Here is an 18,179-nt window from a genome sequence, read left to right as displayed (position 1 = left end):
AACCCTATCGGGAAAGTCAGGCCACGCTTTCCCGGCTCAGCTGAGCCGGACCACTGCCTGGGCTTTCATCAGCACTTTCTGGCCCACCGAGATAACGGTGAGGTCGACACGCGCCGTGTTGGCCTCGGCGTCGAGTTTGCCGATAAGGCCGCTCACCTCGATGGTGGCGCCGGGCTCTTCGGTTCCGGTGGTGTCCGTGACCAGCACGGGCTTGGTGAAGCGGGTCTGGAAGTCGACAACGGCGGCCGGGTCGCCTGCCCAGTCGCTGACCAGCTGCACGGCGGAGCCCATGGTGAACATGCCGTGTGCGATGACGCCGGGCAGCTCCACGCCGGTGGCGAATGCCTCGTTCCAATGGATGGGGTTGAAGTCCCCGGAAGCACCGGCGTACTTGACCAGGTCAGTACGGGTGACCTCGATGGTACGGCTGCCGATCTCCTGGCCGGGGCTTAGTTCGTGAATGCTGAGGTTCATGGTTACTGTCCCTCTCCGCGGACCAGGATGGATGACGTGGTGGTGGTGACCGGCTCCCGTGATTCGTCCCCGAGGAGCGCGAAGATTTCCGAGCGCGTGGTGATCATGGCTCCCCCGCCCATGGCGCGGACGCCGTCCACGTGGAGTTCCGCCACCAGGCGGTCACCGGCGAGAATGGGCCGGTGGTGGGTGAAACGCTGGTCAGCATGGACCACCCGGGAAAAGTCGATGCCGGCTTCCGGGTCCTCGATGAGCTGGGCGTCTGCGCGCTGGGCAATGATGATGGCGAACGTCGGCGGGGCAACCAGGTCGGAGTGGCCCAGGGCCTTGGCGGCGTCGACGTCGAAGTGTGCAGGATGGGTGGCCTTCACGGCACGGGCGAACTCGCGGATCTTTTCGCGGCCAACGTCGTACACCTCTGCGGCAGGGTAGCTTCGGCCCTGCAGGTCCGGATTGATAGTCATGGGCTCAAGCCTATCGTCAGCCTCCGAAGCGGCCCGAAAAATTACCGGCGAAGGTTCTTCCGGATGGCCTGGCCGCGGACCACGATTCCGGCAATGTGCAGGACAAGTCCCAGCCCGATCAACGGCAATGAGGCCACGGCCAGTGCCTGGTTTCCGCTGGTGTTTCCTGCCAGGTTGAGGATGATGCCGACGGCGATCAGTCCCATCGCGCTGAAGACCAGGATTTTGTAGCGGGTTGGCGCAGTGGCCCAGAATTCGTTCAGCACCGTGCCAGTCTACCGGCCTGCCCGGGGCACAAGTCGGACCAGGGCCGGGACGGTCAAGGCAGTGGCCCTCAACCCGCAGGACAGGGAAGGTCCGCTGCCGCCCGGAGCTTCAGGGCGCAGACCAGGAAACCCCGTGGACCGGATAGCGGGTACCGGTCACGGGGTCTCCTGGAAACATGCGGGTGCTAGAGCGCGGGCTGCACCCCGAAGGCTACCGCGAGCTTCATGATCTTCTCGGCGCGGCCAAGGCGGGGCAGGTCCGAGCCGTCACGGATGACGCGGCCGTTGGCTTCGAAGTCGGCCATGAAGTCCGTGGCCCAGGCGACGTCCGATGGCGTGGGGCTGATGACCTCGTTGATGACGGGGGTCTGATCGATGGCCAGGCACAGTTTGCCGGTCATGCCCATCATCACCGTGATGCCGGTCTGCTCGCGCAAAATGGGGTGGTTGGTGCCCACGGTGGGGCCATCAATGGGGCCAGGAAGGTTGCCGACGCGGCTGGCTACAACGAGCTTGGCGCGCGGGTAGGCCATGGCCTCGGCAGTGGCGGCCATGCCGGTGTCGCGGCGGAAGTCGCCGGAGCCGAAGGCCAGGCGGAAAGCGCCCTGGGCTTTGGCGATGTTGTTGGCTTCCTCGATGCCGATGGCGGACTCCACCAGCGGGATAACGGGGGTCTTGCCGTCCATGCGGTGGAAGCTTTCAGTGACCTGGTCCGCGGATTCGGTCTTGGCGAGCATGACGCCGAGGAGGCCCGGGGTGCCGCGCAGGCCGGCGAGGTCGGCGGCCCAGAAGGGGCTGGTGGCATCGTTGATCCGGACCCAGGCCTTGCCGCCGGCAGTCAGCCAGTTAACCACGTTGTCCCGGGCCTGGTCCTTCTGCGAGGGGTCCACGGCATCTTCAATATCCAGGATGATCGAATCGGCGCGGGACACGGCCGACTGGTCAAAAAGCTCGGTCTTCATGGCATTCACGAGGAGCCAAGAGCGGGCGATTTCTGCTGGGATATTGCGTTCCGGCCTTACGGTCTCGGTGGCGATGGTAGACGTCATGTATCTACCGTATCCGCCCGGCAAGCGGCAAGGCCAAGAAAAGGGCCCCGTTGTGAGGTTCAATACGAACTAAACGGGACATGACTGTAACCGGCGTGAATGCAGGCAGCAGCAAGGGCCGTTGTGCGGCGACATTACGGCCCTTGCTGCCGGCAGGTTGGGGGGAAGTCAGGGGATGTTGTTGCCCCGTGCCGTCACCCACAGGCGGTACCACTCGGCCCGGCTCATGGCCTGTGCCACTTGGGCAGCATCAGCACAGTTACGGATCCGGGCCGGGTTAACCGTTCCGATCACCGGCGAGATCCCTGCCGGGTGCTTCATAAGCCATCCGAGCAGGACTGCTTCACCCGAACTGCCGTACCGCCCTGCCAGTTCCGCAACCAGTTCTGCGGTGGCGGCTTCTGCCGACGTCAGGCTGTCCGGTTCCGCCCCGGTATAGAGGCCGCGCGCCAGGGAACCGTAGGCCTGCAGGGTGACCGAATGGCGTATGCAGTACTCCAGCGTGCCGTGCGGAAAGCTGTAGTCCAGGTGCTCGGCATGGTTGACCAGCACCTGGCTTTCCAGCCATGCCCGTTTGAACAGGCTCATTTCCAGCTGGTTTGCCACCACCGGGGTTTCCAGCCGGTCCTGCAGCGCCTGGATCTGCGCCCCGGACATGTTGGAGACACCCAGTTGCCGGACCTTGCCTTCCGCCGTGAGCTGCCCGACGGCGGCGGCCACCTCAGCGGGGTCCGCCAGCGGGTCCGGGCGGTGCAGCATGAGGATGTCCACGTAGTCGGTCCGCAGCCGTTTGAGGCTCTCGTTGACGCGCCCGAGGATGGCTTCCCGGCTGAGGTCGTAGTGCGTCTGCAGCCCGCGCTCGTTCAACCTGATGCCGCACTTGGTCTGCAGCCGGACGCGGTCCCGGAGCCCGGGGCTGGCCGCCAGCACCTCCCCGAAGACAGCCTCCGACTTGCCGCTCCGGTAGATGTCTGCGTGGTCAAACAGCGTGATTCCCGCATCCAGTGCGGCCTCGACGGCGGCAGCGGCCTCGTCCACATGCTCGCCGGCATGCGGCTCGTCGGACCAGCTGCCGCCCAGGCCCATGCAGCCGTAAATCAGTTCCTGCATTAGGCCGGCCGCCCCGCCGGACAGCGACGGGGGGTCAGCGCAGCCATGCGGTGGTGTTCGCGGGCAGTTTCCCGTCCTCGAGGGGAGCGCTGCTGACCAGCACCTTGCCGGCCGGAAGGTCGACGGCGCTGTCACCGAAGTTGGTCACTGACTGCCAGCCGTTGGGCCGGCGGAAGTGCAGGACGTCCGGGGTGCCGGTTTCTACCCATTCGAGCTCTTCGTCGGTCTGCAATTCGCGGCGCAGCTTCAGGGCTGCACGATAGAGCTCCAGCGTGGAGCCCGAGGTACCGTTCTGGGCCTCCACCGCGTACTTGCTGAACCAGTCCGGCTGGGGCAGGTGTGCCCCGCCGTCGCCGAAGCCGAAGGAGGTTCCTTCCACCTTCCAGGGCAGCGGCACGCGGCAGCCGTCGCGCCCGATTTCCACGCCCTTGTTGCGGAAGAAGGACGGGTCCTGCCGCTCGGACTCCGGGATGTCGGCGACTTCCTGAAGGCCGAGTTCCTCGCCCTGGTACAGGTAGGCGGAGCCGGGGACGGCCAGCATCAAGAGGGTCGCCGCGCGGGCACGGCGTTCACCGAGCTCCACGTTGAGCTCCTCGGCGGGGCCGCCGGCGAGGAGCCAGTCCTTGCCGTCCTGGCCCTTGGTGCCTGCCTTGCCCCTGGACACCTGGGGAAGTCCGTACCGAGTGGCGTGGCGGACTACGTCGTGGTTGGAGAAGACCCAGGTGGAGGAGGCGCCGGTGGCCGCTGCCTCGGCGAGGTTCCGGGTGATGATTTCCCGGTACTCCCCGGCGTCGAAATCGGCCTGCAGCAGGTCGAAGTTGAAGGCCTGGCCGAGGCCCTGGGGGCTGGCGTAACGGGCGCGGCGGGTGGCGTGGACCCAGGCCTCCGCGACGGCGGTACGGGGCGGGTTGTACTCGTTGAACACCTCACGCCATTCGGCGTAGATCTCGTGGACCTCGTCGCGGTCCCAGAAGGGGTGGGTGCCGTCGTCGAATCCGTCCACGCCGGTGTTGGCCGCGCTCAGTTCCAGCTTGGACAGCAACGGCTCGGTGAGGTCCTTGGTCAGGGCGTGGGCCACGTCCACCCGGAAACCGTCGACGCCCCGGTCGGACCAGAAGCGCAGGGTCTTGAGGAAGTCCTCGCGGATTTCGCGGTTGGACCAGTTCAGGTCCGGCTGCTCCTTGGCGAAGATGTGCATGTACCACTGGCCGGGGGTGCCGTCCGGTTCAGTGATGCGCTCCCAGGCAGGGCCGCCGAACACTGAGTCCCAGTCCGACGGCGGGAACTCGCCGTTCGGGCCCTTGCCGTCACGGAAGATGTAGCGGTCCCGGGCAGCCGACCCCTTGGGTGAGGCAAGCGCCTCCTTGAACCACTGGTGCCGGTCCGAGGAGTGGTTGGGGACGATGTCGGCGATGAGCTTGATGCCGGCCGCGTGCAGCGCGTCGGCCATCTCGTCGAAGTCCGCCAACGTTCCCAGCTTGGGGTCGACGTCGCGGTAGTCGTCCACGTCGTAGCCGCCGTCGGCCAGTGCCGAGGGGTAGAACGGGCTCAGCCAGACGGCGTCGATGCCCAGCGATTTCAGGTACGAAACCTTGGAGGTGATGCCCTTGAGGTCGCCAATGCCATCACCATTGGAGTCCGCGAAGCTCCGCGGGTAGATCTGGTACACGGAGGCCTGGCGCCACCAGTTCGGATCGGCCAGGCGGTCGGAATCGGAAAGGGTTGCCAGGGTGGCGGTGGTGGACAAGGGGTGATCCTTTGCGTCTTGTCGGCTATATTTATTTTGGTTCTAAATTTAGTTTCCTGATCATTATCTGGCGCAATACACGGAAAGGTCAACACCCATGGCCGACACCGCCCCGGCAACTCCCCAGCTGCTGCGCAGGGTCAGCGCCGGCTCGGTGCTCGAGTTCATGCGCTCCTCCTCGGACGTGACCGTTACAGAGGTCATGGAAGCAACAGGCCTGACGCGGGCCACAGCCATTGCAGTGTGTGAAGACCTGAAGGAACGCGGCTGGATCCGGGAGCTGGAAAACCAGCGGGCTTTTGGCGGGTACCAAAAGGGACGGCCCGCCCGGCGCTTCGAGCTCAATGAGCGGGCCGGGGTGGTGCTGGGAATGGACGTTGGCATCTCCAAGGCAACAGTGGTGGTGTCAGATCTCCGGGGAAACACCCTGGGCAGGTCAAGCCTGCCGTTCGCCGAGGCGGAAATAACGGCGGAGGAACGCGTCTCCGTCATTGACCGCGCGGCCTTGGCGGCCCTGGACACAGCAGGCGCCTCCCCCGGGTTCGTCCTTGCCGCGGCCGCCGGCATCGCCGCCCCGGTGGACCGCAACGGGGACGTTCTGGTGGCCCAGCATTTCTGGGGCCTGTTCGACGTTGGCCTGAAGTCGGCACTGCGGGCGCGGCACGGCTGGACGGTGCTGCTGGAGAATGACGCCAACCTTGCTGCCCTTGGTGACCGGTGGCGGGGCGCGGCCGCGGGAGTCCAGGACGTCGTCGTTATTCTTGCCAGCGAACGCTTGGGTGCAGGGATGCTAGACGGCGGGCGGCTGCTGCACGGCAGCCGCGGCGGCGCGGGCGAGCTCGCATTCCTGGAACAGGTCCGGGGCGTGGGTGACACGTTCGGCATCGCAAGCCTTGCCAGGGCCTGGGCTGCCGAGGCTCTGGCTGGAGACGCCAGGACCACCCTTCGCCAACACTTGCAGACAGGTGTCGTGGAGGCCGAGCACGTTTTTGCCGCCGCTGCTGCCGGGGATGCGGTGGCGTTGGAGATCCTTAACCGCCTGGCAGACAGGGTGGCCCGGGTTATCGGCGCAGTGGCCACGATGCTCAACCCGGAGCTCGTGGTCATAGGTGGTGCCGTGGCCAATTCCGCCGGCGTGCTGCTGGAACCGATCGCCCGGAAGCTGAAGGACCTTACCGCCACGCCCCCGCGCGTTGCGGTATCACCCCTGGGCGATTCCATCGTGGCCGTGGGCGCGGTCCGGGCCGCCCTCGACTACGTGGAAAAGAATTCCCTGGATCTTGCACTTAGAGGGGCAGTCAGCTAAAGGACTCCAGTGCGGCGGCTACCGGCAGGGATCCGTCGCAGAAGCTGATCATCCAGCCAGCCGTGTCCGGCAGGTCCAGCACGGCAGCTGCCACGATGGCCGTGTTGCTGCGCGACGTTCCCCGGTCTACCTCCTCCGGACCAGGATCCACCGTGATCAGGCCCGTGCCGGGCTTGTCCGTCAACGTGCCCGGCCCGAGGATGGTCCAGGCTAGGTTGGTGCCGCGAAGATGATCATCAGCGGCAGCTTTGGCTTCGGCATAGGCGAAGAAGGCGTTGCCCTCCGGCACGCCGTGGTCCTTGCGGGCTCCCAGGTAGGACACCATCACGTAGCGGTCCACACCGGCCTGTGCTGCGGCGTCCATGGAACGGATGGCAGCGTCCCGGTCCACCGCGTACGTCCGGGCCGGGTTTCCACCACCGGCGCCGGCGGACCAAACCACGGCGTCGTTGCCTTGCAGCGCCTCGGCGATTGCCGCCGTCGTCGAATTCTCGATATCCAGGACCGACGGCGTTGCACCGGTTCGCGCCACGTCGTCCGCATGGTCCGGGTTGCGGAAAAACGACGTGACGCTGTGGCCTTCTTCGGTGAGCAGGGTGGACAGGTGGAGGGCCACTTTGCCGTGGCCGCCGATGATTGCGATTCGGGTCATGGGCCCATTCTGCTCCCCCGGCAGGCCGATGCCGCATCCCGGCGCGTCAGTTCCTGGCGGCAGTCAGGAGTTAATGCGGTAGCTGAGGTACACAACTCCATTGCCAAACCGCCGTTCGTCCTGCAGTTCGAGCCGCAGTTTCAGGCCGTCGGGAAGGAACCGCAGGCCGCCTCCGACGGCTACGGGGTTAAGGAAGATTCCGCACTCGTCCACCAGTCCGGCCCGGAGCGCAGCGGCGGCCAAGGTTGCGCCGCCAATGCTGATGATGCCGCTGGCACTGGCCTTCAGCTCCCTCACCGCTTCCGGATTGAAAGTCCGCACCACGCGGGTGCGCGTAGTGGCCGCGGTTGCCAGCGACGCTGAATAGACCACCTTCTCTGCCCTCCGCCAAATCCGGGCGTAGTCCTGAATCACCGCCGGATCGTCGGGGCCCCCCATGGTTTCCCAGGCAGACATGACCTCGTACATGCGCCGCCCGTACAGGTGAATGCCGGCGTCGCGCTCGAGGTCGTTGACGAAGGCATGGACTTCTTCGTCGGGGGCGCTCCAGTCGAAGTTGCCGCTGCTGTCCGCCACGTAGCCATCAAGGGAGGCAATGCCGATGTAGATGAGCCGGGCCATGGGCTAATTCTGCCCGGGCTGCGGGCCTCTTGGTAAGGGCCGCAGCTTGCGGGTCCCCCTTTACCTACGTGTTGTTCGGTGCCTGCCGGTCCCGGACAAGGAACTGCTGAACCATGGTCCAGGCGTTGGAGACTGTCCAATAGACCAGGACGCCGATGGGAAAGAGAACACCGCCCACACCAAAAATGAGCGGCAGGATGTACAGCAGCATCTTTTGCTGGCGCATGAAGGGGCTTGCCTCCACGCCTGACTGCACGTTCCGGGCCATGACCAGCTTTTGTGTGATGAACTGCGCCGCCGTCATGGCCAGAATCATCAGGACGGTCAGCACAGCGACGGCCGCGGGATCACCCCCTCCGTGCAGTACGGACGCAGTCAACGGAGCGCCGAAAATGCTCGATTGGTCGAACTGCACCACCTGGTCATGGCCCATCGCACCAATCCCCTCGTCCTGCCTCGCCCGGGCACTGATGCCGGAGAGAACCTGGAACAGCGCGAAAAAGAAAGGCACCTGGATCAACATGGGCAGGCATGCCGAAAAAGGGTTGGTGCCATGCCTCTTATACAAAGCCATTTGCTCCTGCGCCATCGACTGGCGGGAAAGCGGATCAGTCTTGCCCTGGTACTTATCCTGCAGTGTCTTCAGATCCGGCTGCAGGAGCCGCATCCGCCGCTGCGCGTCAAGCTGCTTGAGGAACACGGGAATCATGGCAGCGCGGATGACCAGCACCAGCCCGACGATGGACAGCGCCCACGTCCAACCGCTGGCGGGCGGCATGCCAGCGGCGCCCAGTCCTTCATGGAAGCCGACCATAATGGCGGACACAAGCCATCTGAACGGGACCATGACCGCGTCGGAGTCCATGCGCTTCCCTCATCCGTGAGTTGCGGCAAAACTACGGGGAATCACTGGACTTGTCACGCTTCCGTGCGCGGCGGGATCGTGGCGGGCCAGGTGCAGCACTTGTCGGGGGCCGGAGACAGGAACGGGAGCCGGCGGATGAACGCCGGCTCCCGTGAGACCCCCGGTAAGACCCGACATCGGGTGCCCTGTTGCTACTGCTTTACGAGCGCATTTCCGTAGCCCGCATCGCACTTGCCGTCGTGGATGACGCCGGCGCCCGGCGCCACGGCGTAGTTGTTTGCGGGGTTGAAGACGGCGGTGTTGACGTTGGTCACCTTGCTGGCGCAGGCGTTGGCAGCGTCGGCGTTCACACTCTGACCGCCGATCCACATGTCAAGCCAGATGGTGGAGTTCGTGCCGTGGACATTGACGCCCTGGTGGCAGGGGCCGCCCTGCGGCTCTCTGCCGTCCCCGCAGGTGTCCTCGACAATGAAGTAACGGCGGACGTCCGGAAGGTAGATCCGGGTACCGGCCGGGAAGTCCAGCACGTCCTGGCCGGTGGCAAGGGAGTGCCCTACGGCGATCGTGATGGGGTCCTCATAGGTGCCGGTGCCGCCTGCAGTCTTGTGCAGTACCGGGTGGCTGATGGCAGTCGATCCCGCCGGGGTGTTGTCGTACCAGGTGTATGCGGTGGTGTAGGCGGTGGTGACGATGCGCTCGGAGGACGACGCCTGGACCGCAGGTGCCGCAGACGGCTTTGGGGCTGCCGGTGCGGCCGCAGACGGGGCGGGAACGGAGCCAACTGCCGGCACCCGGTTCGCGGCCTGCTCCAGCGCGGCAGCGTCCTTGGCCTTTGCGGCAGCGACAGCCTCAACCTTTTTTGCAGCGGCGTCGGCCTCGGCCTTTCGCGCCGCCTCGGCTGCCGTAGCCTTTTCGGCTGCGGCGGCTGCGTCGGCTTGTTTGGCCTTCTCCGCAGCGGCCCTTTCCGCTGCGGCACGCTGGGAGGTTCCTACCTCGGAGGACGATGTTCCGGCCAAGGTGCTGGAGCTGGCTTCAAGACCGGCACCGGCCGCAGATGGTTGTGCGGACGTATAGGGTGCGCCGGTTCCGGCACACGCCGAGGTGGCGAGTAGGACGGAGAGCATGCCGGCGGCCAGCAGAGTATTTCTGCGCATGGAAAACTAAGCCTCTTCATGGAAGTGCGGAACGGCAGGTTCCGTGGGATGTCCTGCCAGGAGTTGGTCACGGTCTGTGGAGCACAAAAGGCGCTGCCACCTGGGGACTAGCACACGCAAAAGCATTCAGAACGCTTTCGTCGGGCGTGTGCGCCGACCGGTGACCTAAACGTTACATGGACCGGCAGGGAAGAAGCCAATCGGGTAAGGACAGGCCCTGCTGCGTGAAAATTAGAGGCAATTAACTGAAAAGCCCCCGGATCCTGAGTGGATCCGGGGGCTTGTCCTGTAGCGGTGGGGAGGCTCGATCTCCCGACCTCACGATTATGAGTCGTGCGCTCTAACCAACTGAGCTACACCGCCACGAATGAGAAAAACCTGTGTCAAGCCGGTCAAAACCGCCTTGACACAGGCCCTCATTCAGAGCCCCCCACCGGAATCGATCCGGTGACCTCGTTCTTACCAAGAACGCGCTCTACCACTGAGCTAGGGGGGCAACGAGTAAATACTCTACCGGAAGATTTTCCTCCCAACAAATCGGCGCCTGCAGCGGTTTGGCAACTGCTCCGCAGCCGCTTTTCACGCCTGGGCAGGCCTGTTTTCCGCGCCATTACTGGGGTTTCTGTTATTCGAGCCGAGTGCGGCCCCGACTGCCACGGGGGTTTTGGACCCGGTGGAAGGCATCAATGTGTTCAGGCACACACCGTCCCATAGGTTTCGGACGGGCGCTACGACCTGAGCTGACCGGAAGGCCTGGTACCTGTCCGCTAACGGGCTGGTTAAACGCCGGTGAGCCGGCTCGAAAGCCGGCCCACCAGGAGAACGCGTCAGACTACCTGACGGGTTACCACTTGCCCTTGCGGTTGAAGTCGCGCTGACCGCCCTCGTTGCCGTGGCGGGGCTTGCGGGAGCCGTCGCCGTGGCCGCCGAAGCGGGAGTCGCTGGCCTGGCCGCGGCTGGAACCGCTGTCAGCCCCGAAGGAACGCTCGGAGTACGAACGGCCGCCGCGGTCAGCGGAGGAACGTTCGCCGTCGTTCTTGCGGAATTCCTTCTTGAACCCGCCGTTGCCCTTGAAGTTGCCGCCACGGTCACCGCCGCGGTTCCCCTGGTACGCGCCACGTTCGCCAGAGGGCTTGCGACCGTTGTCCAGCTCAAGGTGGATCAGCTCGCCGCCGATCCGGGTGCGGGACAGGGCACGCAGCTGCTCTGGGCTCAGGTCCGCCGGAAGCTCCACGAGGGAGTGGTCCGAACGGATATCGATACCGCCGATCTGGGCCGAGGAGATGCCGCCTTCGTTGGCGATGGCGCCCACGATCGAACCGGGCATGACACGCTGGCGGCGTCCCACGGCGATCCGGTAGGTGGCATTGCCCTCAGTAAGCGTGCGGGTCGGTCCACGTGAGCCGAAGCCGTCCTTGGCCCGTTCGCGCTTCTGGAACTCGGGAGCCGCCGGCAGTTCCTTCACCAGCAGCGGCTGGCCGCCCTGCGCCATGACGGCAAGGGCAGCAGCGATTTCCGCAGCCGGTACGTTGTGCTCTTCCTCGTAGGAGGCAATGAGGTCGCGGAAGGCGGCGACATCCTCGGAGGCGAGGGTCTCGGTGATTTTCTCGGCGAACTTGCCCAGGCGCAGCGTGTTCACGGTCTCGGCCGTGGGCAGGTGCATCTGCTCCACCGGCTGGCGGGTGGCCTTCTCGATGGAGCGCAGCAGGTACTTCTCGCGCGGCGTCATAAACAGAATGGCGTCACCGGAACGGCCTGCACGGCCGGTGCGGCCAATGCGGTGCACGTAGGACTCGGTGTCGTGCGGGATGTCGTAGTTGATCACGTGGCTGATCCGCTCGACGTCGAGCCCGCGGGCGGCAACGTCGGTAGCAACGAGGATGTCGATGCGGCCTTCCTTCAGCGCGTCCACAGTGCGCTCACGCTGCTGCTGCGGGATGTCGCCGTTGATCGCTGCTGCCTGGAAGCCGCGGGCCTTCAGCTTGTCAGCCAGGTCCTCGGTAGCCATCTTGGTGCGCACGAAGGCGATGACGCCGTCGAACTCTTCGACCTCGAGGATGCGGGTCATCGCATCGAGCTTGTGCGGGCCCATGACCTGCAGGTAGCGCTGGCGGGTGTTGGCGCCGGTGGTGGTCTTGGACTTGACGGCGATCTCAGCCGGGTTGTTCAGGTACTGCTTGGACATGCGGCGGATCTGGCTCGGCATGGTGGCCGAGAACAGCGCTACCTGGCGGTCCGACGGGGTCTGCTGGAAGATCTGCTCCACGTCCTCGGCGAAGCCCATGCGCAGCATCTCGTCGGCCTCGTCCAGCACCAGGTACTGAAGTTCGGAAAGATCCAGGGAACCCTTGGCGATGTGGTCAATCACGCGGCCCGGGGTACCAACAACAACCTGTGCGCCGCGGCGCAGGCCGGCGAGCTGCGGTCCGTAAGCGGAACCGCCGTACACGGGCAGGACGGTGAAGTCGTCGATGTGCTTGGCGTAGGAGGTGAAGGCTTCCGCCACCTGAAGCGCGAGCTCACGGGTGGGGGCCAGAACCAGTGCCTGGGTCTTGCGGGACGGGCCGTTGAGGTCGTGGAGCTCGGCCAGGCGGGACAGTGCCGGTACTGCGAAAGCTGCAGTCTTACCGGTGCCGGTCTGTGCCAGGCCAACCACGTCGCGGCCTTCCAGCAGCAGCGGGATGGTTGCTGCCTGGATGGGCGAAGGCTTTTCGTAGCCGACGTCCTGCAGTGCTGCGAGGACACGGCCGTCGATGCCGAGGTCGGCGAACTTTACGGCGTCTTCCTCGTCCTCAGGGCCGGCTGCGGCGGCGGCAGGCGCTTCGACGGAAGCTGCGGCGGCGGCAGGCGCTTCCCCGGAAGCTGCGGGGGCGGGCTCTGCTGCGGGAACAGCGGCCTCGGTGAATTCGACGGCGGCGGTTTCGGGTGATGCCGCTTCGAAGGTGGCGTCGTCGTTTTGATTTTCGGGCATAGGAGAATGTTCCTCATCCATAGGGGGCCAGGCGGCGCTACCCGAGGTGAGCGGAGCCGCAGTACGTGTGCCGTGGGTGCCGGGCGTACATTGACCGGCCGGTCACAGAAGTCCGGCGCTTTCGCAATCCCGTGGCAGGACTTCCCGCTGCATCTCTTGGCTGCTATCCCAGCAGTCTGTACAGCGTTTTCTTTAGCCGGCTCTCCCTATGAAAATGCCCGCTTCACATTAGCGGGCCCCAACACTTGCCAGTCCTGCCTCAAAAATTGGGCAGGAATAAGGGATTTCCGGAGTGGGGGATATTTCAAGTGTAGGGCACCGCCAGCCCCAGCGGTAATTAAGGGCACGACGGCGGCGGTGAGCTTGCGCACACCGCCTGCTCCCCAGCCGCGCGGCGGGACAGCTACCGGCCCAGCTGCCGCTCCAGCTGGGCGAACTTCCGCCTGAACTCAGGCTGCTGAAGGCGGATGTCGCCGCCGGCCTCGGCGTCACGGAGCGCTTCCATGGACTCCAGGTCCGGTTCCCGGAACCACTGGCGCACGGTGACCCCGTGCCCGGGGACGTAGAGCCGGTGAATTTGGTCCCCTGCCCGGATGGTGCCCACCCGCAGCACACGCAGGTACGCGCCCACCCGGCCCTCAGCGGTGAACCGTTTGGCGAATTGCGGCTCGGCCAGCCGGCGCTGGAAGGTAGCGCAGGGTGTCCGCGGGGAAGTCACCTCCACTTCCACGTCCAGGCCGATTTTCCACCGTTCGCCGATCACGGCCCCGGTTGCCTCGATCCCTGCAACGCGCAGGTTCTCCCCGAAGATTCCCGGCGGAAGGTCCCGCTGAAGTTCGCGCGCCCAGTAGTCGGCGTCGGCCTGGGAATAGGCATAAAGAGCCTGGTCCGGCCCGCCGTGATGGACGCGGTTCGCCTGGATATCCCCCTGCAGGCCCAGCTTGTGCACCTTCACCGGGCCCTCCACCGAGCGCTTGTCGATCGCGGTCACGCCCACATTCGAGGCATCCGGCAGGAGCTGGTGGACACGGCAGACGGCGAGCACAGCGGCAGTTTCCATGGCACCAGTGTAGGGATCCCTTACCGCCCCGGCTTGGCTTTCCCGCCGTGCGGAGTTCTCCCGTGCCTGCTCGCAGCGGTGGGCTGCAGGGACTACGCTGATTTGAGGATTGCAATTGGGGGTGCAGCGCTGTGCCCAATTCATGTGGACAACTGAGGGGGACGCCATGGACCCGAATAAGGATCCGAAGCACAATCCAGCCCAAGGCGACGGCCGGCAGCCAGGCCCGGCCCGCGGTTCCGGTGCCGCACCGGACGGCAGCCCCGCCTCGGACAGCCCCAAGCCTCCTCCGTGGCAGGTACCCAAACCGGAACTGCGCCCGGAACTCCTCAATGAACCAGTCACTCCGATGGATCCTTTTGCCCGGGACCGGGAGAAGCAGGCAGAGGCGGCAACACGGAAGAAGCGCTCCCAACGGCGGACCGTCGTCGTAGGTCTCGGTGTCACCGCGCTGCTCGCGGGCACCCTCACCGCCGTCGTGGCCAGCAACCAGGACGATCCGGAGTACGCCCAGGTCTGTTTCAACGATGAAACCGGCGAGCGCGTGGAAGACACCAACTGCAACAGCTCCGCTGGGCGTGGCGGCGGCATCTATGCCTGGTACTTCTTTTCACGCGGCGCCTTCGTGCCTGCCATCGGGCAAAACCGGTCCATGGCGCCGAACTACACCCGGACTGTGCCCAGCGGCGCCAAGGCATCCACCGGCTACAGCACCAAGGGCGGTACCGTCAGCCGTGGCGGATTCGGCACCACCGCAAAGAGCGGCACCAGCGGCGGCGGCAGCAAAGTCTCGGGGGGCTGAGCGTGAAAAGGTTGCTGAGCGAGCCCAGGCCCGGATGGAAACGGAAGATTGAAGAACAGGGCCTGGTCTTCTCCACCACCACCATGCCGGACGGCCGCAGGATCGAGTACTGGAACGAGGCCGCTTACTACGAATTCACCATGGACGAGGTGGAGACCCTCGAGGCAACGGCCGAGGACATGCACAAAATGTGCTTGGAGGCTGCGCGGTTCCTGGCCACCGGCGCCATGGGGGACATTGGTATCGGTCCGCAGGCCCTGGAACTGGCTGCTGCATCATTGCAGGCCGGTGATTTTGATGTTTACGGCCGGTTCGACTTCATCTACGACGGCCAGGGCGGACCGGCGAAGATGCTTGAGTACAACGCAGACACCCCCACCGGCCTAATCGAGGCGGCAGTGGCCCAGTGGTTCTGGCTGCAGGACGTCTTTCCGGAAACGGACCAGTGGAACGGCATCCATGAAGCACTGATCCGGCAGTGGAAAAAGATGCAGTTCCGTACCGGCATGAGCACTCTCCACGTAGCGCACTCGGAGGTGGAGGAATCCGGTGAGGACTGGATGACCGCGGCCTACATGCGGGATGTGGCCAGCCAGGCCGGCTGGACGACTATCGGCATCAACATGTCCGACATCGGCTGGGACCCCAACTTAAACCGGTTCGTGGACCTGGACAACTTTATGATCAGCACCATCTTCAAGCTGTATCCGTGGGAGCTGATGATGAAGGAACCGTTCGGGCCCAGACTGCTGGAACGCGCCCACAACCCCCGCTGGGTTGAACCGGCGTGGAAAATGCTGCTCTCCAACAAGGCGCTGCTTGCAGCGCTGTGGCACCTGTTCCCGGACCATCCCAACCTGCTGCCCGCGTACCTGAACGAACCGGGACCGCTGAAGGAATGGGTGGCCAAGCCCCTGCACGGCCGCGAAGGCGACAACATCAAGATCCACGCCCAGGGCATCAGTCTCGAACAGCCCGGCGGGTACGGCCGCGAAGGCTGGTGCTACCAGCAGTATCATCCCCTGCCGGACTTCGAGGGCAACCACCCCGTTCTTGGCCTCTGGGTGGTGGACGGCGAGTCCGTGGGCTGCGGTATCCGGGAATCTGACGGCCCCATCACCGATTACTTCTGCAGGTTTGTGCCCAACACCATTGACGCCGCGGCCCCGCCCCCCGCCCTGACCGATTCAAGCAAAGCAGGTATTGCACTATGAGCCCGGTGACACCATGAGCACAGAAATTACGACGGCGGGGGCACCCGGCAGCGGGCCCGGCACCTCTGTACCGCCGAAGGGACTCCGCGCCGGCATTTTGGACCTTGGCGACTCCGTCATGCTGGGGCTGGCTTCAACGGCGCCGGTATATTCGCTGGCCGCCACCTTGGGGCTTATTGTCGCCGTAAACGGCAACTACACTCCCCTGATCCTGCTGCTCGGCTTCATCCCCGTCCTGTTCATTGCGTACGCCTTCCGGGAGCTCAACAGCGCCATCCCGGACTGCGGCACCACCTTTACCTGGTCACGGCGGGCCTTCGGACCCTGGGCAGGCTGGCTGGGGGGTTGGGGCGTTGCGCTCGCAGGCATCGTGGTCCTGGCCAACCTCGCCCAGGTGGCGGGCCAGTATCTGTGGCTCCTGGTAGGTGACGGCGCGCTGGCTGAGAACACGGCGCTGGTCACCGCCACGGGCGTGCTGTTCATTGCGGTCATGACGTTGGTGAACTACCGGGGCATCCGGCTGGGCGAGCACGTCCAGCGGGTCCTGACCTACGTGCAGTACGTTGCGCTGGGCATCTTCGCACTGGCCGTTGTAGTGGGTATTGTGGCCGGGTCCTCGGCCGGGGACACCACTATCCAGACATTCGACTTTGAATGGTTTAACCCGGTGGGCGCGTTCGCTGATCCGGGCGCGGTGGTGCACGGCGCCCTGCTGGCACTGTTTATCTACTGGGGCTGGGACACCTGCCTGGCGGTTAACGAGGAGACGGAAAATCCGTCCACCACTCCGGGACGCGGCGCGGTGATATCCGCGTTCGTCCTGGTGGCCATCTACGTGTCCGTTGCGCTCCTGGTGATGATGTACGCCACCGTCGGCAGCGACGGCATCGGTTTGGGCAACGAGGCGAACCAGGACGACGTCTTCCTGGCCATGAAGGACGTGGTGCTCGGACCCTGGGGCTGGCTGATCGTCGTCGCGGTCCTGGCTTCGGTGCTGTCCTCCACGCAGACCACCATCCTGCCCACTGCGCGGGGCACCCTGTCCATGGGCGTTCACGGTGCGCTGCCTGCCAAGTTCGGTCAAGTGCACCCCAAGAACCAGACTCCCGGTTTCTCCACGCAGGTCATGGGGGCCGCGGCCATCGCCTACTACGTGGCCATGAGCTTCCTGAGCGAAAACCTGCTATCCGACTCCATCAGCGCCATCAGCCTGTTCATCGCCTTTTACTACGCCCTCACCGGTTACGCCTGCTTCTGGTACTTCCGGAACACGCTGCGCGGGTCCGCACGGAACCTGTGGTTCCGGGGCATCCTGCCGCTGGTGGGGGCGCTGCTGCTGACCGCTGCGTTCTTCATCTCTGCGGTCCAAATGTGGGACCCGGCGTACGGCGACACCCAGATCTTCGGCGTCGGCGGTGCCTTCGTCAGCGGCGTGGTGCTGCTGGCACTGGGCGTGGTGCTCGCGGTTGTCTGCCGCTTCCTCCCCGCAACCCGCGGCTATTTCACCGGTAAGGCGCGCACCGGAGAAACCACCACTCCCCTCCCCAACTAACTGGCAGTAAATGTCGTTTTGGGCGCTCAAAACGACAACAACTGCGAGCTAGTTGGGTGGTGCGGGGGAAGGCGGGCCGGGCGGAACAGGATTCACGCCGAGAAGCCGCCGTCGGACTTGATGAGCTGTCCCGAGACCCAGCGGCCCGCCGGGGAGAGCAGGAACGCGACAGTGCCGGCGACGTCGGCAGGGGTTCCCAGGCGTCCGGTCGGCTGGCGGGCCAGGACGGCTTCCCTGATTCCGTCGTCCATCCAGCCTGTGTCCACCGGGCCCGGATTCAGGACGTTCGCCGAGATGCCCATCGGTCCCAGCTCGCGGGCAGCCGCAATCACGATCCGGTCCAGCGCCCCCTTGGATGCACCGTACGGCAGGTTGAACGCCGTGTGGTCGCTGGTCAACGCCACGATCGCGCCGCCGTCGGCTGTTGCCTGCCGCGCGAACCCGGCGATCAGCTGCCAGCTGGCCCTGGTGTTTACGGCAAAGTGGCGCTCGAAGGACTCCAGGCTGGTGTCCAGGATGCCCGAGTCCACCGATTCGGCGTGGCTCAGGACCATGCCCTGCAGCGGACCGGCCAGCCGTACCGCTTCGGACAGCAGCCGTTCCGGCGCCGCCGGGTCCTCCAGGTTCACGGGCAGCAGGTGCACGCGCGCGCCGATGGCTTCCAGTTCGGCGGTCAAACGGACGACGTCGTCCGGCTCGCTCCCCCAGGGCATCCGGGCGTCGTAGTCCTGCCAGTAAGCCAGCACCAGGTCCCAGCCCTCCGCGGCAAGCTGCCGCGCGATGCCGGCGCCGATGGAGGCCAGCCGTCCTGCCCCGGTTATGAGTGCGGTTTTGCGCGTTGTTGCGGGAGGCTCCATCCGCCCAGCCTAGCG

The 18,179-nt window shown here is 65.4% G+C and carries 17 protein-coding genes and 2 tRNA genes; 4 read left to right on the top strand and 15 right to left on the bottom strand.

Features of this window, described 5'->3' with window-relative positions; all coding sequences use genetic code 11:
• Positions 1-36 precede the first annotated feature (36 nt).
• From AC5RVN_RS00655 to AC5RVN_RS00630, 6 genes are all read right to left on the bottom strand, one after another.
• Positions 37-474 (bottom strand): MaoC family dehydratase, encoded by a 438-nt coding sequence (locus AC5RVN_RS00655; protein WP_494136779.1) that lies wholly within the window; start codon positions 472-474, stop codon positions 37-39.
• A gap of 2 nt (positions 475-476) precedes the next feature.
• The gene (locus AC5RVN_RS00650) at positions 477-938 is read right to left on the bottom strand and encodes an FAS1-like dehydratase domain-containing protein (RefSeq protein ID WP_494136778.1); all 462 of its coding nucleotides are present in this window, start codon (positions 936-938) and stop codon (positions 477-479) included.
• Between the two features lie 41 nt (positions 939-979).
• Positions 980-1,204 carry a DUF3188 domain-containing protein gene (locus AC5RVN_RS00645; RefSeq protein WP_494041996.1) on the bottom strand — a complete coding sequence of 75 codons (225 nt, stop codon included), beginning with the start codon at positions 1,202-1,204 and terminating at the stop codon, positions 980-982.
• A 185-nt stretch (positions 1,205-1,389) separates the two neighbouring features.
• On the bottom strand, positions 1,390-2,253 hold the full coding sequence (locus tag AC5RVN_RS00640; protein WP_494041997.1) for an HpcH/HpaI aldolase/citrate lyase family protein: 864 nt from the start codon (positions 2,251-2,253) through the stop codon (positions 1,390-1,392).
• Between the two features lie 168 nt (positions 2,254-2,421).
• Positions 2,422-3,363: an aldo/keto reductase gene (locus AC5RVN_RS00635; RefSeq protein ID WP_494136777.1), complete on the bottom strand. Its 942-nt coding sequence runs from the start codon at positions 3,361-3,363 to the stop codon at positions 2,422-2,424.
• A gap of 34 nt (positions 3,364-3,397) precedes the next feature.
• Positions 3,398-5,110, bottom strand: a complete 1,713-nt coding sequence (locus tag AC5RVN_RS00630) for a glycoside hydrolase family 13 protein (RefSeq protein ID WP_494136776.1) — start codon at positions 5,108-5,110, stop codon at positions 3,398-3,400.
• Positions 5,111-5,207: 97 nt separating this feature from the next.
• Between AC5RVN_RS00630 and AC5RVN_RS00625 the strand changes: the two genes are divergently transcribed.
• Positions 5,208-6,416, top strand: coding sequence for an ROK family protein (locus tag AC5RVN_RS00625; RefSeq protein WP_494136775.1), 1,209 nt, complete (start codon positions 5,208-5,210; stop codon positions 6,414-6,416).
• Here the strand turns inward: AC5RVN_RS00625 and AC5RVN_RS00620 are convergent.
• The 8 genes from AC5RVN_RS00620 to AC5RVN_RS00585 all read right to left on the bottom strand — a co-directional run bounded on the left by AC5RVN_RS00620 (position 6,409) and on the right by AC5RVN_RS00585 (position 13,739).
• A complete protein-coding gene (locus AC5RVN_RS00620) occupies positions 6,409-7,068 on the bottom strand; it encodes an SDR family oxidoreductase (protein ID WP_494136774.1) in 660 nt (219 codons plus the stop codon). The genes AC5RVN_RS00625 and AC5RVN_RS00620 overlap by 8 nt on opposite strands.
• Before the next feature lie 63 nt (positions 7,069-7,131).
• The gene (locus AC5RVN_RS00615) at positions 7,132-7,689 is read right to left on the bottom strand and encodes a dihydrofolate reductase family protein (RefSeq protein WP_494136773.1); all 558 of its coding nucleotides are present in this window, start codon (positions 7,687-7,689) and stop codon (positions 7,132-7,134) included.
• Positions 7,690-7,753: 64 nt separating this feature from the next.
• Positions 7,754-8,554 carry a membrane protein insertase YidC gene (yidC, locus tag AC5RVN_RS00610; protein WP_494136772.1) on the bottom strand — a complete coding sequence of 267 codons (801 nt, stop codon included), beginning with the start codon at positions 8,552-8,554 and terminating at the stop codon, positions 7,754-7,756.
• Between the two features lie 191 nt (positions 8,555-8,745).
• Positions 8,746-9,708 (bottom strand): hypothetical protein, encoded by a 963-nt coding sequence (locus AC5RVN_RS00605; RefSeq protein WP_494136771.1) that lies wholly within the window; start codon positions 9,706-9,708, stop codon positions 8,746-8,748.
• 289 nt (positions 9,709-9,997) lie between these two features.
• A tRNA-Met gene (locus AC5RVN_RS00600) sits at positions 9,998-10,071 on the bottom strand.
• Between the two features lie 61 nt (positions 10,072-10,132).
• Positions 10,133-10,204, bottom strand: a tRNA-Thr gene (locus AC5RVN_RS00595).
• Positions 10,205-10,552: 348 nt separating this feature from the next.
• Positions 10,553-12,679, bottom strand: a complete 2,127-nt coding sequence (locus tag AC5RVN_RS00590; protein ID WP_494136770.1) for a DEAD/DEAH box helicase — start codon at positions 12,677-12,679, stop codon at positions 10,553-10,555.
• A 403-nt stretch (positions 12,680-13,082) separates the two neighbouring features.
• Positions 13,083-13,739, bottom strand: coding sequence for an MOSC domain-containing protein (locus AC5RVN_RS00585; protein ID WP_494136769.1), 657 nt, complete (start codon positions 13,737-13,739; stop codon positions 13,083-13,085).
• 166 nt (positions 13,740-13,905) lie between these two features.
• Between AC5RVN_RS00585 and AC5RVN_RS00580 the strand changes: the two genes are divergently transcribed.
• From AC5RVN_RS00580 to AC5RVN_RS00570, 3 genes are read left to right on the top strand one after another with little or no spacing between them, the layout of a single operon-like run.
• Entirely contained in the window at positions 13,906-14,541 is a 636-nt protein-coding gene (locus AC5RVN_RS00580) for a Tat pathway signal protein (RefSeq protein WP_494105161.1), read from the top strand.
• 2 nt (positions 14,542-14,543) lie between these two features.
• Positions 14,544-15,755, top strand: a complete 1,212-nt coding sequence (locus AC5RVN_RS00575) for a glutathionylspermidine synthase family protein (protein WP_494042008.1) — start codon at positions 14,544-14,546, stop codon at positions 15,753-15,755.
• Positions 15,756-15,768: 13 nt separating this feature from the next.
• Positions 15,769-17,307 carry an APC family permease gene (locus tag AC5RVN_RS00570; protein ID WP_494136768.1) on the top strand — a complete coding sequence of 513 codons (1,539 nt, stop codon included), beginning with the start codon at positions 15,769-15,771 and terminating at the stop codon, positions 17,305-17,307.
• A gap of 92 nt (positions 17,308-17,399) precedes the next feature.
• On the opposite strand, the gene AC5RVN_RS00565 is transcribed toward AC5RVN_RS00570, so the two are convergent.
• A complete protein-coding gene (locus AC5RVN_RS00565) occupies positions 17,400-18,164 on the bottom strand; it encodes an SDR family oxidoreductase (protein WP_494042010.1) in 765 nt (254 codons plus the stop codon).
• Between the last annotated feature and the right edge of the window lie 15 nt (positions 18,165-18,179).

It is taken from the genome of Arthrobacter sp. sptzw32 (assembly GCF_059089735.1).
The sequence above is the reverse complement of the archived record's forward strand: the minus strand, read 5'-3'. Positions and strand labels throughout refer to the sequence as shown.